Origin of the sequence: Modestobacter sp. VKM Ac-2986, from assembly GCF_026967795.1 — a bacterium.
GTDB lineage: Bacteria > Actinomycetota > Actinomycetes > Mycobacteriales > Geodermatophilaceae > Modestobacter.
Genome location: NZ_JAPVBH010000005.1, coordinates 355,662 through 369,752 on the forward strand (window position 1 = coordinate 355,662; position 14,091 = coordinate 369,752).

At 74.8% G+C, this 14,091-nt stretch carries 14 protein-coding genes and 1 tRNA gene; 9 read left to right on the forward strand and 6 right to left on the reverse strand.

The window, feature by feature from the left end:
• The first annotated feature begins 13 nt into the window (after positions 1-13).
• The 3 genes from O2W14_RS15155 (at position 14) to O2W14_RS15165 (ending at position 2,543) form a co-directional block, all read left to right on the forward strand.
• The gene (locus O2W14_RS15155) at positions 14-595 is read left to right on the forward strand and encodes a TetR/AcrR family transcriptional regulator (protein WP_269176936.1); all 582 of its coding nucleotides are present in this window, start codon (positions 14-16) and stop codon (positions 593-595) included.
• A gap of 396 nt (positions 596-991) precedes the next feature.
• The gene (locus tag O2W14_RS15160) at positions 992-1,474 is read left to right on the forward strand and encodes a MarR family winged helix-turn-helix transcriptional regulator (RefSeq protein ID WP_269176937.1); all 483 of its coding nucleotides are present in this window, start codon (positions 992-994) and stop codon (positions 1,472-1,474) included.
• Between the two features lie 43 nt (positions 1,475-1,517).
• On the forward strand, positions 1,518-2,543 hold the full coding sequence (locus O2W14_RS15165) for an LLM class flavin-dependent oxidoreductase (RefSeq protein WP_269176938.1): 1,026 nt from the start codon (positions 1,518-1,520) through the stop codon (positions 2,541-2,543).
• A gap of 48 nt (positions 2,544-2,591) precedes the next feature.
• On the opposite strand, the gene O2W14_RS15170 is transcribed toward O2W14_RS15165, so the two are convergent.
• From O2W14_RS15170 to O2W14_RS15195, 6 genes are all read right to left on the reverse strand, one after another.
• Positions 2,592-3,185, reverse strand: coding sequence for a hypothetical protein (locus O2W14_RS15170; RefSeq protein ID WP_269176939.1), 594 nt, complete (start codon positions 3,183-3,185; stop codon positions 2,592-2,594).
• Positions 3,186-3,303: 118 nt separating this feature from the next.
• The gene (locus O2W14_RS15175) at positions 3,304-3,927 is read right to left on the reverse strand and encodes an AAA family ATPase (RefSeq protein ID WP_269176940.1); all 624 of its coding nucleotides are present in this window, start codon (positions 3,925-3,927) and stop codon (positions 3,304-3,306) included.
• Positions 3,928-4,209: 282 nt separating this feature from the next.
• Positions 4,210-5,730, reverse strand: coding sequence for a carboxyl transferase domain-containing protein (locus tag O2W14_RS15180; protein ID WP_269176941.1), 1,521 nt, complete (start codon positions 5,728-5,730; stop codon positions 4,210-4,212).
• On the reverse strand, positions 5,727-6,962 hold the full coding sequence (locus tag O2W14_RS15185) for a CaiB/BaiF CoA transferase family protein (protein WP_269176942.1): 1,236 nt from the start codon (positions 6,960-6,962) through the stop codon (positions 5,727-5,729). Before O2W14_RS15185 ends, O2W14_RS15180 begins: the two co-directional genes overlap by 4 nt.
• Positions 6,963-6,971: 9 nt before the next feature.
• On the reverse strand, positions 6,972-8,303 hold the full coding sequence (locus O2W14_RS15190) for an SLC13 family permease (protein ID WP_269176943.1): 1,332 nt from the start codon (positions 8,301-8,303) through the stop codon (positions 6,972-6,974).
• A gap of 78 nt (positions 8,304-8,381) precedes the next feature.
• Positions 8,382-8,963, reverse strand: coding sequence for a 5-formyltetrahydrofolate cyclo-ligase (locus O2W14_RS15195; RefSeq protein WP_269176944.1), 582 nt, complete (start codon positions 8,961-8,963; stop codon positions 8,382-8,384).
• 26 nt (positions 8,964-8,989) lie between these two features.
• On the opposite strand from O2W14_RS15195, the gene O2W14_RS15200 reads away from it, so the two are divergent.
• The 6 genes from O2W14_RS15200 (at position 8,990) to O2W14_RS15225 (ending at position 14,083) form a co-directional block, all read left to right on the forward strand.
• The gene (locus O2W14_RS15200; protein WP_269176945.1) at positions 8,990-9,922 is read left to right on the forward strand and encodes a UTP--glucose-1-phosphate uridylyltransferase; all 933 of its coding nucleotides are present in this window, start codon (positions 8,990-8,992) and stop codon (positions 9,920-9,922) included.
• Between the two features lie 99 nt (positions 9,923-10,021).
• The gene (gene glp, locus O2W14_RS15205) at positions 10,022-11,509 is read left to right on the forward strand and encodes a molybdotransferase-like divisome protein Glp (RefSeq protein ID WP_269176946.1); all 1,488 of its coding nucleotides are present in this window, start codon (positions 10,022-10,024) and stop codon (positions 11,507-11,509) included.
• A 67-nt stretch (positions 11,510-11,576) separates the two neighbouring features.
• The gene (locus tag O2W14_RS15210; protein WP_269176985.1) at positions 11,577-12,128 is read left to right on the forward strand and encodes a GNAT family N-acetyltransferase; all 552 of its coding nucleotides are present in this window, start codon (positions 11,577-11,579) and stop codon (positions 12,126-12,128) included.
• A 230-nt stretch (positions 12,129-12,358) separates the two neighbouring features.
• Entirely contained in the window at positions 12,359-13,066 is a 708-nt protein-coding gene (gene sepX, locus O2W14_RS15215; RefSeq protein ID WP_269176947.1) for a divisome protein SepX/GlpR, read from the forward strand.
• Between the two features lie 113 nt (positions 13,067-13,179).
• Positions 13,180-13,253 (forward strand) — tRNA-Ala (locus tag O2W14_RS15220).
• Between the two features lie 182 nt (positions 13,254-13,435).
• Positions 13,436-14,083, forward strand: a complete 648-nt coding sequence (locus O2W14_RS15225; protein WP_269176948.1) for a hypothetical protein — start codon at positions 13,436-13,438, stop codon at positions 14,081-14,083.
• The last annotated feature ends 8 nt before the right edge of the window (positions 14,084-14,091 follow it).

Consider the following 14,091-nt stretch of genomic DNA (forward strand, 5'->3'; position numbering starts at 1 on the left):
TGAGGAGGTGTCCATGCCCGCAACCACCCGCGAACGCGCGCTCGAGGCGGCCGTGGAGTTGCTGGGCGCAGAGGGCGTGCGCGCTCTGAGTCATGCTCGGGTCGATCGACGAGCGGGCCTCCCGGCCGGGTCGACCTCGAACTGGTACCGCACCCGGCGGGCGCTGCTCGGGGGCGTCGTCGACTGGATCGCCGAGCGCGAGCGCGCCGACTTCGACGCGAGCGCGATGCCGTCGATCCGGGACGTCGGCGGGCTGATCGAGAGGCTCTCCGCCATGGCGGAGATCCAGTCCGGGCCGTTCGCCGCGCGCACCCGCGCGCGCTATGCACTCTTCCTCGAGCTCGCTGATGACCCTGAGCTCAGCGAGCCGCTGCGGAGGCAACGTCGCGAGTTCGAGCGGTGGACCGAGCAGATCGTGGTCGCCGTCGGTGTGGCTGACCCCGTACCGGCCACCCGGGCCTTGATGGCCCTCGCTGACGGCCTCCTGCTGCACCGGCTCACCGTCGACCCAGGACTCGACATACGCCCCGCCATCGAACGGGCAGTGCGCGCCCTGGCAGAGCGTCCGGGCACGACCACCCCCACGCCCGGTTGAGTCACGGTGCCGACCGCGGAGGACCTGTCCGGCGCAGTCCATGGCCCCACGGTCTCGAGCTGCTGTGTCATCCGAGGCGGACGACACCCAGGACCTGCCGGGCACGCTGTCACGGCTGCGCCGGCACCGGGCCTCACGCGCACGGTGCTCACGGCCGCCCCCGCCGGCGAGTGGCGCAACGACCAGGCGTCACACTCGTGGCCGCACGGGTCGCCCACCCCCGCGATGGCGCCGTCAGGTGCGACTGCCGCTGCGCGTGCAGAGCCCCACTCACCGACGTCTGGCGTCTGACCCAGCCTCGGCAGGACCACCGCGATCGTGACGCCCGCCGATCGCGTCGGGCGCGCGAGTCCCCGTTCGCACGTGGTGTCTCGGACGCGGCGGTACGGTTCCGGCGTGGTCCAGCAGTGGCTCGACGAGCAGCAGCAGCGCACCTGGCGGGCCTGGCTGGCCGTGACGGAGCTGCTGCCGCGCGCGCTCGACGCCCAGCTCCAGCGTGACGCCGGTCTGACCCACCCGGCCTACGTGGTGCTGGCGATGCTGTCCGAGGCCCCCGACCGCAGCCGCCGGATGAGCGACCTGGCGCGGGTGGCCAACCAGTCGCAGAGCCGGCTCTCGCACACCGTAGCCCGGCTGGAGGAGCGCGGCTGGGTGCGCCGGGAGAAGGCGACCGAGGACCGGCGCGGCAACCTCGCCGTCCTCACCGACGCCGGCCAGGACGTCGTGTCCCGGGTGGCGCCCGGGCACGTCACCGCGGTGCGCGAGGGCCTGTTCGCCGCGCTCACCCCCGAGCAGACCGAGCTGCTGGAGGTCGCGCTCACCGCCGTCCTGGAGCGGCTGGACCCCGACGCGACGCTGCGGGTGCCCGAGGCCGGCTGACCGGCCGGGAAGCGTCCCGGACGGGGCGGCGTTGCCGCCGGTGATGTCCGAGACCCCGCTGCCCCTGTCCGTCCTCGAGCTGGCCACGGTCGGCACCGGGCAGACCACCGCCGACGCGCTGGCCAACACCACGGCCGTGGCCCGGGCCGCCGACCGGCTGGGCTACCGCCGGCTGTGGGTCGCCGAGCACCACAACATGCCGGCGGTGGCCAGCACCAACCCGCCGGTGCTGATCGCGCACCTGGCCGCGGTGACCGAGCGCATCGTCGTCGGCTCGGGCGGGGTGATGCTGCCCAACCACGCCCCGCTCGTGGTCGCCGAGCAGTTCGCGCTGCTCGAGGCGCTGCACCCGGGCCGGATCGACCTGGGCATCGGGCGTGCGCCGGGCACCGACCAGCACACCGCGCTCGCGCTCCGCCGGGACCCGAAGGCGCTGTCGGCCGAGGACTTCCCGCAGAACGTGCTCGACCTGCTCGGGCTGTTCGGTGACGCCCGGGTCGAAGGCGGCCTGGCCGAACGGTTCAGCGCCACCCCGGCTGCGGCCACCGCGCCGCGGGTCGTGCTGCTGGGCTCCAGCAGCTTCTCCGCCCAGCTGGCCGGTCAGCTCGGGCTGCCGTTCACCTTCGCCCACCACTTCGGCAGCCCGCACACCGTGGCCGCGCTGGAGGTCTACCGGGACGCCTTCGTGCCCTCGGACCACCTGGCGCAGCCCTACGCGGTGGTCACCGCGAACGCACTGGTCGCCGACACGGACGCCGAGGCCGCCCGGCTGGCGCTGCCCGGTCAGCTGATGCGGCTGTCGATCCGGACCGGCCGGCTGCGCCCGGTGCCGAGCCTGAAGGAGGCGGCGGTGCACCCCGAGCGGGCCGCCGCGGAGAACATGCCGAGCAACGCCGTCCTCGGTGGACCGGAGCGGGTCGTGGCCGAACTGCGCGCGCTGGCCGCCGAGACCGGGGCCGACGAGCTGATGGTCACCGCGTCCACCCACGGGGTGGCCGAGCGAGTGCGCAGCCTGGAGCTGCTGGCCGCGGCCTGGGGTCTCCCGACCGTCGAGCAGGTCGCTGCCTGAACCCGTCGTCCCGCGCCCGTGGGGGCGCGGGACGACGGAGGCCGTGGACTACGCGGCCTTGAGGACGGCGGCCTTCAGGCTGGTGAGGCCGGCACCGAAGGCGCCCCGGACGGTGGAGGCGGTGCGCTGCTGCTCGCCCTGCTGGGCGGCGAGCACGATCAGCACCGCGGTCAGCGCGGGGTTGACCCACTGCAGCGGCTTCTGCGCCTTCTGCGCGTCGGCGACGTCGGCCGGGGTGCCGGCGGAGGGCTCGGTGGCGGTCGCGCTGGGCACGCCGCCGCTGACCGACTTGGCGCCGATCTTCGCGCCGAACGCGCCGCTGGTGGCGGTGGTGACGATGGCGGAGACGGTGAGCACGCTCTTGACCACGGTGTTCAGCGTCGCGCCGGACTCGGTGGCCACCCGGCCACGGTCGGCGCGCAGCATGCCGACCGAACCGATGAGGTGGGCGCCGATGGCCGCGGCCTGGACGGGACCCCAGGCGCCCCAGCCGATCGAGGACAGCCGGGTGCGCTCGGTGCTGTCCTTCGCGGCGGCGGCGGCCTTGTTCAGACCGACCGCGCCCATCAGGTTGCCGCCGAACCAGGCAGCCAGGCCCAGGTCGTGCATCGAGCGGAGGACGGTGTGCTGGTCGTTCGACATGAGATCTCCTCGTGGGGCTCGGCCCGGAGGGCCGCTGCAGTGGCCGGACGGTCTCCCCGGCTCCCCGACAGCCGTGCCCGCTCGCTGCGCCGAGCAACCCCGTTGCGGGCCACCGAGTTCACCCCAGGTGACGGAGGAACGAGCCCGGGGCGCCCAGGAACTGCCGCCAGCTGCGGGTGAGCTCCAGCTCCTCCCACGTCGTCGGGCGCAGCCCCCACTCACCGACCTCCAGCAGCGTCGCGCCGGGCAGCGCCGCCACCACGGGGGAGTGGGTGGCGACGACCACCTGGGCGCCGCGGTCGACCAGGGCGAGCAGGTGGGACACCAGCGCCAGGCTGCCGCCGAAGGACAGCGCCGCGTCGGGCTCGTCGAGCAGGTAGGTGCCCCGCCCGGCCGCCCGGCTGGTGAGCACCTCGAGGAACGCCTCGCCGTGGGAGAGCTCGTGGAAGGAGGTCGGCTCGCCGCCGACGGACTCCAGGTGGCTGTACAGCCCGTGCAGCGTCTCGTCGCGGAGGAAGTACCCCCAGCGGGACGCCCCAGGGCTGCGCTCGACGATCAGACCGAGGGACTCCGGCTCGCTGGGGCGCGTGCTCATCCGGGTGTTCCGCGACCCGCCCTCCGGGTTGAGGCCGAGCGTGACCGCGAGCAACTCCATCACCGTCGACTTGCCCGAGCCGTTCTCCCCGACCAGGACGAGCGCCCCGGCCGGGAGCTCGAGGCCCTCGTCGACCAGTTGAGCCACCGCCGGCACGGTCAGCGGCCAGCTCCGACGCTGGGGGTCCGTCGGCAGGGCACCCGGGTCGGGGCGGACACGGCGGATCGGGCGGGAGTCCACGCGGTGATCCTGGCCCGTGGGTACGACGCGCCGTCCTACTGCACCAATGGCTGTCCTCCCTCACCAACGCTGGTGCGGGAGGACAGACGTGGATCAGGTCACCTGATCCACGTCACGACCACCGACCGACTCCGGACGGACGACGGGCCACGTCCACACGGCGGTGACGCCGGAGGACGGCGCGGGACGTCAGGTGCCGAGGTGGCGCCAGCGGCGGGTGCGGCTGCGCATCCGCTCGACGTCGTCGCGGCCCAGCAGCCCGGCCAGCTCCTGGGCGAGGACCCGCCCCAGCCGTTGGCAGAACTCCACCGGCTCGTCGGCGGCGTCGGGCCGCTCGGGCACGACGCGGTCGACGATCCCGGCCCGCCACAGGTCGGTCGCCCGCACGCCCTGGGCGGCCGCCATCTCGTCGGCCCGGTCGACGGTGCGGTGCACGATCGCCGAGGCGCCCTCGGGTGGCAGTGGGCCCAGCCAGCCGTTGGCCGCGGCCAGCACCCGGTCGGCCGGCACCAGTGCCAGCGCGCCGCCACCGGTGCCCTGCCCGAGCAGCACGGCCAGCGTGGGCGCGGGCAGCGTGACCAGGTCGGACAGGCAGCGGGCGATCTCCCCGGCCAGCCCGCCCTCCTCGGCGGCCACCGACAGCGCGGCACCGGGGGTGTCGATCAGGGTGAGCAGCGGCAGCCGCAGCTCCGCGGCCAGCCGCATCCCGCGGCGGGCCTCGCGCAGCGCGCCCGGGCCCAGCGGGGCGGTGGGGGACTGGTCGCGGCGGTCCTGGCCGAGCACCACGCACGGGGCGCCGCCGAAGCGGGCCAGCGCGAGCATCAGGCCGGGGTCGGACTCCCCGGCGCCGGTGCCGTTGAGCGGGACGACGTCGGTGGCCGCGGCGCGCAGCAGCTCGCGCACCCCGGGGCGGTCGGGACGGCGGGAGGCGGTGACGACGTCCCAGGCGCTGCGGTGGTCCTCGGGGTCGTCGGCGTCGGTGCCGTCGTCGGGGTCGGGGGCGGCGACCGGGGCGTCCCGGTGCCAGGTCGCCCGGGCCGACAGCACCCGCAGCGCCCGGTCGGCGACGTCGGCGATCTCCGCGTGCGGGACGACGCCGTCGATGAGCCCGTGGGCGGCCAGGTTCTCCGAGGTCTGCACGCCCTCCGGGAACGGCTCGCCGTAGAGGGCGGCGTAGACCCGCGGGCCCAGGAAGCCGATGGCGGCACCGGGCTCGGCGATGGTCACGTGGCCCAGCGACCCCCAGGAGGCCAGCACACCGCCGAACGTCGGGCCGCGCAGGTAGACGAGGTAGGGCAGCCCCGCCTCCTTGTGCCGGGCGATGGCGGCGGTGATGCCGACCATCTGCAGGAAGGCGACCGTGCCCTCCTGCATGCGGGTGCCGCCGGAGACCGGGGCGGCCAGCAGCGGCAGCCCCTCGGCGGTGGCCCGCTCGATCGCCGCCATCAGCCGCTCGGCGGTCGCGGTCCCGATGGAGCCGGCCAGGAAGCCGAACTCACCGGCGACGAGTGCGACCCGGCGTCCGCGCAGCGTCGCCTCACCGGTGACGACCGCCTCGTCCTGCTGCGTCTTCTCCGCCGCCCGCGCCAGCTCGGCGGCGTAGGCGTCGTCGACCTCGCGCGGCGGCACCGGGGTGTCCCAGGACCGCCAGGACCCCTCGTCCAGCACCAGGTCCCGCAGCGACCGGGCGTCCAGCCGGGACGTGTTCACGTGGCGTGCCCGTCCTCGACGTCGCCGCCCTCGCCCTCGGGCTGGGGGACGCCGTCCGGGTGCGACAGCCACGCCCGCAGCGCGTCACCGTCAGCGCCCAGGACCGGCGGGGGAGTGTGCTCGCGGCGGGTGGTCTCGACCTCGCCGTCCGGGCTGGGGGCGAAGAAGCGCAGCGGCGGCCCGGGCAGCGTGAGCTGCCCGGCGGTCGGGTGGTCGACGCTGATCGCCAGGCCCTGGGACAGCGTCTGCTCCCAGGCGTAGACCTCGTCGAGGGTGCGCACCTTGCCGGCCGGCACGCCCGCGGCGTCGAGCCGGGCCAGCAGCTCGGGGGCCGGGATGTCGGCGAACGTGCGCTCCAGCAGCTCGATGACCTCGTCGCGGTGCTCGACCCGCTCGCCGTTGGTGGCCATGCCCTCGGCCGCCGGGTCCAGCCCGAACTCGGTGCACAGCCGCTTCCAGAGTCCCTCGCTGCCGCAGGACAGCTGCACGCTCCCCTCCGCGCAGCGGAACAGCCCGTACGGGGCGATCGAGGGGTGGTGGTTGCCCTGCCCGCGGTTGACCTTGCCGGCCACGGTGTACGCCGTGCCCTGAAAGGCGTGCACGCCGACGACGGCGGCCAGCAGCGAGGTGCGCACGACCTGGCCGCGGCCGGTGCGCTCGCGCTCCAGCAGCGCGGCGAGCACCCCGTAGGCGCCGTACATGCCGGCCAGCAGGTCGCCGATCGGGACGCCGACCTTCTGCGGGTCCTCGGGCCCCGAGCCGGTCAGCGACATCAGCCCGGCCTCGCCCTGGGCGATCTGGTCGTAGCCGGCCCGCTGCCCCTCGGGGCCGTCGTGGCCGAAGCCCGAGATCGACAGCTGCACCAGCCGCGGGTTGAGCTCGGCGAGCACGTCGGTGCCGAAGCCGAGTCGGTCCAGCGTGCCGGGGCGGAAGTTCTCCAGCAGCACGTCGGCCCGGCGCACCAGCTCGGTCAGGACCGCCTTGTCGGCGTCGTCCTTGAGGTCGAGGGTGATCGACTCCTTGTTGCGGTTGGCCGAGAAGAAGTACGTCGACTCCCGGCCGGACCCCGTCTCGACGAACGGCGGGCCCCAGCCGCGGCTGTCGTCGCCGGCGCCGGGGCTCTCCACCTTGATCACGCGGGCGCCCAGGTCGCCGAGCATCATCCCGGCGTGCGGGCCGGCGAGGGCCCGGGTCAGGTCGACGACGAGCACGCCGTCCAGTTGTCCGGTCACGGGAGCCTCCTACAGCCAGCCGGGGACGACGAAGACCAACCAGGCCACGAGCGGTCCGATGACCACCACGGCACCCGAGTAGCCCAGCATCTGCTTGTAGAACCGGTCGCGGTCGATGTCCTGGGCGTTGGCCAGCACCAGCGCGCCGTTGGTGGAGAACGGGCTGACGTCGACGATCGTGGCGGCCACGGCCAGGGCGGCCACCACCCCGACGGCACCGATCGACCCGTCGAGCAGGAACGGCACGGCCAGCGAGATGGCCACGCCGAGGATCGCGGTGGAGGAGGCGAAGGCCGAGACGACCGCGCCGATGTAGGCCAGCAGCAGGGCCACCAGCAGCGGGCTGCCCAGCTTCGTGACGGACTCACCGACGTACTCGATCGTGCCGGCCTCCTGCAGCACGTAGACGAAGGTCAGCACCCCGGCGATGAGCAGCACGGTCGACCAGCTGATCTGCATGACCGCGCCCTTGTGCCGGGCGGCGGAGAACAGCGCCAGCACGGTGGCGATGGTGATCGAGACGAAGCCGATGTCGAGGTCGAAGGCCAGGGCCAGCACCGCCAGCGTCACCAGCCCGACCAGCGTGAGCGCCTGCTCGGCGGTGATCCGCCCGGTGGACGGCTCGTCGTCGGCGTCGCCGGTGGTGCGCACCCCGTGGCCCTTGACGACCTGCCCCGCGCCACCGGCGGTGGCCAGCTCGCGCTCGGTGGCGACCTCCTCCTCGCCGACCCGGCGGCTCAGCAGCTCCCGGCCCCCGAAGACCAGGAACAGCACGACGGCGATGGCGATGTTGAAGACCAGGCTGGCGAGGAAGACCGTCAGCGGGCTGCCGGGCAGGCCGTTGTCGGCGACGACCTTGTTCACCGTGACGCCGTAGACGCTGATCGGGGAGAAGCCACCGCCCTGGGCGCCGTGGACGACCATCATGCCCATCAGGAGCGGGTTGATCCGGTACTTCGCGGCGAAGCCCAGCGCGATCGGCGCGACGATCGCGACCGCGGCGGGGGACAGGGCGCCGATCGCGGTGAGCACCGCGGTGACGGCGAACATGATCCAGGGGATCAGGGCCACCCGGCCGGCCACCAGCTTCACCGCACCGCGCACCAGCAGGTCGACGGTGCCGTTGTTCTGCGCGATGGCGAAGAGGTAGGTGACGCCGATCAGCGTCAGCACCAGCCCGGCCGGGAAGCCGTCGAGGATGTCGGCGGTCGTCATCCCGACGGCGAGCGTGCCGACCAGGAAGGCCGCCACGAACGCCAGGGCGCCCATGTTGATCGGCAGCACGGTGGCGATCGCGAAGATCGCCACGAGGGCGAGGATGGAGATGATCTCGGCGGACACGGAGCTCCTACGGCGACGGCGCTGCGGACGGCTGTCGCCCGGAGACGTGGGTCACCCTCTCATGATCGCCAGGAGCACTCAGCCCAGGCTCAGCCAGCCCCCGGAGGGCGTGACGACGGCGTCGACCCGGCGGTCGTGCTCCCCGACCGGCAGCTCGGCGACCAGTTCCTCGTCGAACACCAGCGCCACCAGGACGGCGTCGGGTCGCGCGTGCCGCAGGGCCCGGTCGTAGTACCCGCCGCCGCGGCCCAGCCGGGCGCCGTCGGCGGCGACCGCGAGCGCCGGGACGACGACGACGTCGGCCTCGGCGAGCGCGCCGGCCGGCAGCCGGGGACCGGTGGGTTCCTGCAGCCCGAAGCGGCCGGGGACCAGCTCGCCCCCGGCCACCGCCCAGGACAGCTCCCGGCCCTGCCCGGGCACCACGGGCAGCAGCACCCGGCCGGGCAGCGCCGCCGGCAGCCGCCCGGCGCCGGGCTCCTCGGCCAGCGGCACGTACCCGGCGAGGACGGCGGCGGCCTGCACGGCAGGGGCCGCGACGAGGGCCGCGGCGAGGGCGTCGGCGGCGGCCGCCCGCTGTCCGGCCGGGCGGACAGCACGCCGGGCCTGGACGGATGTGCGCAGCGTCGCCTTCGTGTTCACCACGACGGGGGAGTCGGCCACGGCGGCAGGGTAGTTACCCTCGCCGCATGTCGAGCCCTTCCGAGCCGCGTCCGACCGTCAAGGCCGTCATCCCGGTCGCCGGGATGGGCACCCGCTTCCTGCCCGCCACCAAGGCGGTGCCCAAGGAGCTGCTGCCCGTCGTCGACCGCCCCGCCCTGCAGTACATCGTCGAGGAGGCCGCCCGCGCCGGCCTGTCCGAGGTGCTCATGGTCACCGGGCGCAACAAGGGCGCCATCGAGGACTTCTTCGACCGCACGCCCGAGCTCGAGGCGGCGCTGGAGAAGAAGGGCGACCAGGCGCGCATCGACGCCGTCAACGAGTCCACCGACGTCGCCCAGGTCTTCTTCGTCCGCCAGGGCGAGGCCAAGGGCCTGGGTCACGCCGTCCTGCAGGCCGCCGCGTTCGTCGGCGACGAGGCCTTCGCGGTGCTGCTGGGCGACGACATCATCGACGCCCGCGACCTGCTGCTGGAGCAGATGCTCGCCGTCCAGGCCGAGCACGGCGGCGCGGTCATCGCGCTGCTCGACGTCGGCGCGGAGAACATCTCCAAGTACGGCGCGGTCGCCGTGGAGGACGTCCAGGTCGCCGGTGACGGTGACCAGGTCTTCCGGGTGACCGGCATGGTCGAGAAGCCCCCGGCGGGCGAGGCGCCCAGCTCGCTGGCGATCATCGGCCGCTACGTGCTGCCCGCCGAGGTCTTCGACGCCATCCGCGCGACCCCGCCCGGCCGCGGTGGCGAGATCCAGCTGACCGACGCGCTGCTGAAGCTGGTCGAGGACGGCGTCCCGGTGCACGGCGTGGTCTTCTCCGGCCGCCGTTACGACACCGGCGACAAGCTCGACTACCTCAAGGCCGTCGTCCAACTCGCCGTCGAGCGCGAGGACCTGGGTCCGGACTTCGGGCCGTGGCTGCGGTCTTTCGTCACAGACCTGCCCACCGAGGGCGCGTCGCCGGCCTGACGAGGCGGGTCAGGAGGCACCATCGCTCCCTGAGAGGTCCGTCGAGCGGCGGGTCCTGGCCGATCTCTGGCCGCGGAGGGAGCGACGACGGTGGCGGGCATGACCGACGACACGACACGTGGGTGGTTCTCCAGGTCCAGCCGGGACACGACCCAGCTGGACCTGGAGCAGGGCGGCCTCGTCCCCCAGCCGCGCGAGGTGCACCAGGTCTCCGGCCCGGCGCCCACGGTCAGCCACGACACCGTGCAGGTCGACCGGTCGGTGTTCGCCTCCGACCGGGTGCCCTCCCCGGCGATCGCCACCGGTGACCGCTCGCCGGACCCGCTGGCCGACACCGGCTCGGTCGACGTCTCCGGCGTCCGGCTGCGCACCGTCGAGCACCACCTGGACGAGATCCTCGGTGCGGTGCCCACCCCCGAGCCGATCGAGCTGGCGGTCCTGGACGCCCAGGGCCTGCTCTGCGCCGAGCTGGTCACCAGCGAGCGCGCCCTGCCCTCCTTCGACCAGGCCGGGCTCGACGGGTACGCCGTGCGCTCGGCCGACGTCGCGACCGCCACGGTGGAGACCCCGGTCGCCCTGCACGTCGTGGGGGAGAGCGCTGCCGGCTCCGGCGACGCCACCGCGATCGGCCCGGGCCTGGCGTGGAAGGTCGCCGTCGGCGCGATGATGCCCGCCGGCGCCGACGTCGTGGTGCCCGCCGCGTGGACCGACCAGGGCCTGGCCCGGGTGGCCGTCTACGCCGCGCTGGCCCCGGGCAGCTACGTGCGCCGGATCGGTGACGACGTCGCCCCCGGGGACGTCGCCGTGCAGGTCGGCACCCCGATCGGCCCGGCCCAGATCAGCCTGCTCGCCGCCGTCGGCCGCGAGCGGGTCGCCGTGCGCCCGCGGCCGCGGATCGCCGTGCTGTGCGCCGGTGACGAGCTGGTCGACGTCGGGCGGATCGCCGGCCCCGGCCAGCAGGTCGACGTCAACAGCTACGCGCTGGCCGCCGCCGCCCGGGACGCCGGGGCCGAGGCCTACCGCGCCGGCATCATGCCCAACGACCGCCGCCGCATGGTGGAGCTGCTCGAGGGCCAGATGCTGCGCAGCGACGTCGTCCTCATCGCCGGCACCTTCGCCAACGGCGGCCCGGACCTGCTGCAGGAGGCCCTCGCCGAGCTCGGTGGGCTGGCCTTCACCCAGGTCGCCATGCACCCCGGTCCCGTGCACGCCTTCGGCCGGCTCGGCCCCGAGGGGGTGCCGGTGATCTGCGTGCCCGGCGAGCCGGTCGCGGCACTGGTCGCCTTCGAGGTCTTCGTCCGTCCCGCCATCCGGCTGATGCTGGGCAAGCGCCAGCTCTTCCGGCGCACGGTCCAGGCGGTCTCGGCCGAGCAGCTGCTCTCCCCGCTGGGTTACCGGCAGTACCTGCACGGGCAGGTCATGCGGCACCCCGACGGTGGCTACGTGGTCGAGCCGATCGGCGACGGCGACCAGGCGATGCTGGCTCGGATGGCGCGCGCCAACTGCCTGATCGTGGTGGACGAGGACGTCACCGAGGTCGCGGCCGGCGGGCTGGTCACCGTCATGCCCATGCTGCTCGGCGGCTGAGCTGGACCCCGCACTGCACCCCGGCTGGCCGGCCCGGCTGGCCTGGGGGCCGGTCGAGCTGCGGCCGCTGGAGCGCTCCGACGCTCGGGAGTGGTCCCGGCTGCGCACGGCCAACGAGGCGTGGCTGACCCCCTGGGAGCCCTCGGGCGCCGTGCCCTGGGCGGAGCGCCACACCCCGGCGGTCTACCGCGGCATGCGCCGGGCGACGTCCGCCCGCGCCCGGGCGGGCACCACGCTGCCCTTCGCCGTCCGGCACGATGGCCGGCTGGTCGGGCAGGTGACGGTGGACAACATCGTGCGCGGCGCGCTGCGGTCGGGGCACCTGGGCTACTGGGTGGACTCCGCGGTCGCCGGGCGGGGCGTGGCCTCGCTGGCCGTGGCGCTGGTCTGCGACCACGCGTTCGGCCCGGCCGGGCTGCACCGGCTGCAGGCCGACATCCGCCCCGAGAACGGGCCGAGCCGGCGGCTGGTCGAGCGGCTGGGCTTTCGTCAGGAGGCGCTGTTCCGCGACTACCTGGACATCGACGGCGCGTGGCGGGACCACCTGGGCTACGCCCTGCTCGCCGGTGACGTGCCCGGCGGCGTCCTGGCCCGGTGGCGGGCCCGCGTCCCGTCCTGAGGCCGCCCGAGTGCGCAGTGTGCCCGCTCCCTGACCACCCGTTACCGGGTCGAGACCGGATCTGGACGGCGGCACGCCGGATCGTCGTGCGGACCACGCCGACACACCGGGCGCGTCCCCGACATCGGCAGTCGCCGCCCTTACCGTGACTCCCGAGTGACTGATGTGACTCGTGGTGCCCCAGGGATGGGGTCCTTCCGGTGTGCCAGGGATGGATCGAGGTGTTCGTGATGGGTTCGGGCGTTCTGCTGGCCGCTCTCGTCGTGCTGTGGTTCGTGGTCCTCGTGCCGATGGTGGTCACCCGCGGTGACTCCCACGCCGGCACGGGTGCCGCCGACTCGGGACGGACCCTGCAGCGTCGTCGTCCCGTGGACCCGGTGGTCCATGCGGAGACGGAGCGGGTGGACATCGACCGCGCGCAGTTGCGCAGCAGCGGCGAGCTCAAGGTCGACGTGCACGCGGTGCGCCGGCGCACGCTGGCCGGCCTGGTCGCCCTCGCCGTGCTCGCCCTGGTCGGCGCGCTGGCCTACCGGTCCTGGATGTGGGCGCCGCAGGTCCTGCTCGACCTCGCGGTCGTCGGTTACCTCGTGGTGCTGCGCGCCGCGGCCAAGCGGGAGCACCGGGCCGCCGCCCGCCGCGCCGCCCGCCTCGCGCAGCGTCCGCCGATGCGCGCCCCGGCCCCGCGCCGCGCCGCCTCCCCGGCGCCCGCCCCGCGGTCGGCCCCGGCGGCCGCCCCGGTCGTGGTCACCGAGACCGGCCCGGTCCACCCGAGCCTGCCGCTGGCCCCCGTGCACCCGCTGCGTCCGGGCCGGGTCGTCGCGGCCCGCACCCCGGCCCCGGCCGGGTGGCAGCACAGCGCCGTCGTCGGGCTGGACGACGACGACATCGGCTTCGCCGAGATCGACACCTACGCCCCGCGACGGGTCGTCAACGGCTGAGGGAGGACCCCCTCGCCCCCGCCACGAGCAAGCTCGCGGCGGGTCCCTGCGAGGGGGCCGCGCCGCCCCCGTGACGGGGGCGACGGAGTCGGACGGTAAGCTCTCCGACGCAAGGGGCTGTGGCGCAGTCCGGTAGCGCACCTCGTTCGCATCGAGGGGGTCAGGGGTTCAATTCCCCTCAGCTCCACCCTGGTCAGGCCGGGTCCTCACGGACCCGGCCTGACGCGTTCCCGGGTCCGTGCACCTGTGGCCCGGGTCCTCCCCCGGGCGGGTGAGGGCACCGTCGCCGCCGCACAGGTGGCGTGCGCCGGTGCCGATGTCGGCCCCAACGGGTGCAGACGGCTGCACCCCCGGGTCCGAGGAGCGAGCGTGCACCGGTCCACCCCGCGGGCGCGTCGCACCCTGCTGGCCGCGGCCGTCCCCGTGGGGCTGGTGCTCAGCGGCACGCTGGCCTGGCAGTCGACCCACGCCGCCTTCTCGGTCACCGACCGGAACGCCGACAACTCCTGGCAGAGCGGCCGCGTCGTGCTCGGCACCGGCGGCACGGGCGGGGCGCTGTTCGCCGGCCCGGCCGACGGGGACCTCCGGCCCGGGTCCAGCCGGTCCCGGTGCATCCGGGTCGACTACACCGGCGACGTCGCGGCCGAGGTCCGGGTGCACGTGAGCACGCCGACGGCAGCCCCCTCGACCCTGGACCCCTACCTGGTGATGAGCGTCGAGCGGGGAGCCGACGTGGCCGCCGGTGCCGCGGTGGCCCCTGACTGCAGCAGCGGCTTCACCCCGCGGACCCTGGTCTGGAACAGCGCCCGGGCCGACACGGTGGCCGCCGACCCCGAGCGCACCCTGGCCGACCTCAAGAGCAGGCACCACGACTTCGCCACCGGCCTGCCCGTGGCCCCGACGATCGCGCCGGGCACCCACCTCACCTTCCGGATCACCTACGAGGTGGCCGACGACGACGCCGCCCAGCGTGCGCAGTCCCGCGCGACGTTCACCTGGGAAGCGCACAGCACGTGACCGCGGCA

Excerpts from the sequence above, each read along its gene's own strand:
- sepX (WP_269176947.1), top strand. The coding sequence starts at position 12,359 with ATGGGTTCGGGCGTTCTGCTGGCCGCTCTCGTCGTGCTGTGGTTCGTG.
- glp (WP_269176946.1), top strand. The coding sequence starts at position 10,022 with ATGACCGACGACACGACACGTGGGTGGTTCTCCAGGTCCAGCCGGGAC.
- O2W14_RS15170 (WP_269176939.1), bottom strand. The coding sequence starts at position 3,185 with ATGTCGAACGACCAGCACACCGTCCTCCGCTCGATGCACGACCTGGGC.
- O2W14_RS15200 (WP_269176945.1), top strand. The coding sequence starts at position 8,990 with ATGTCGAGCCCTTCCGAGCCGCGTCCGACCGTCAAGGCCGTCATCCCG.
- O2W14_RS15155 (WP_269176936.1), top strand. The coding sequence starts at position 14 with ATGCCCGCAACCACCCGCGAACGCGCGCTCGAGGCGGCCGTGGAGTTG.
- O2W14_RS15165 (WP_269176938.1), top strand. The coding sequence starts at position 1,518 with ATGTCCGAGACCCCGCTGCCCCTGTCCGTCCTCGAGCTGGCCACGGTC.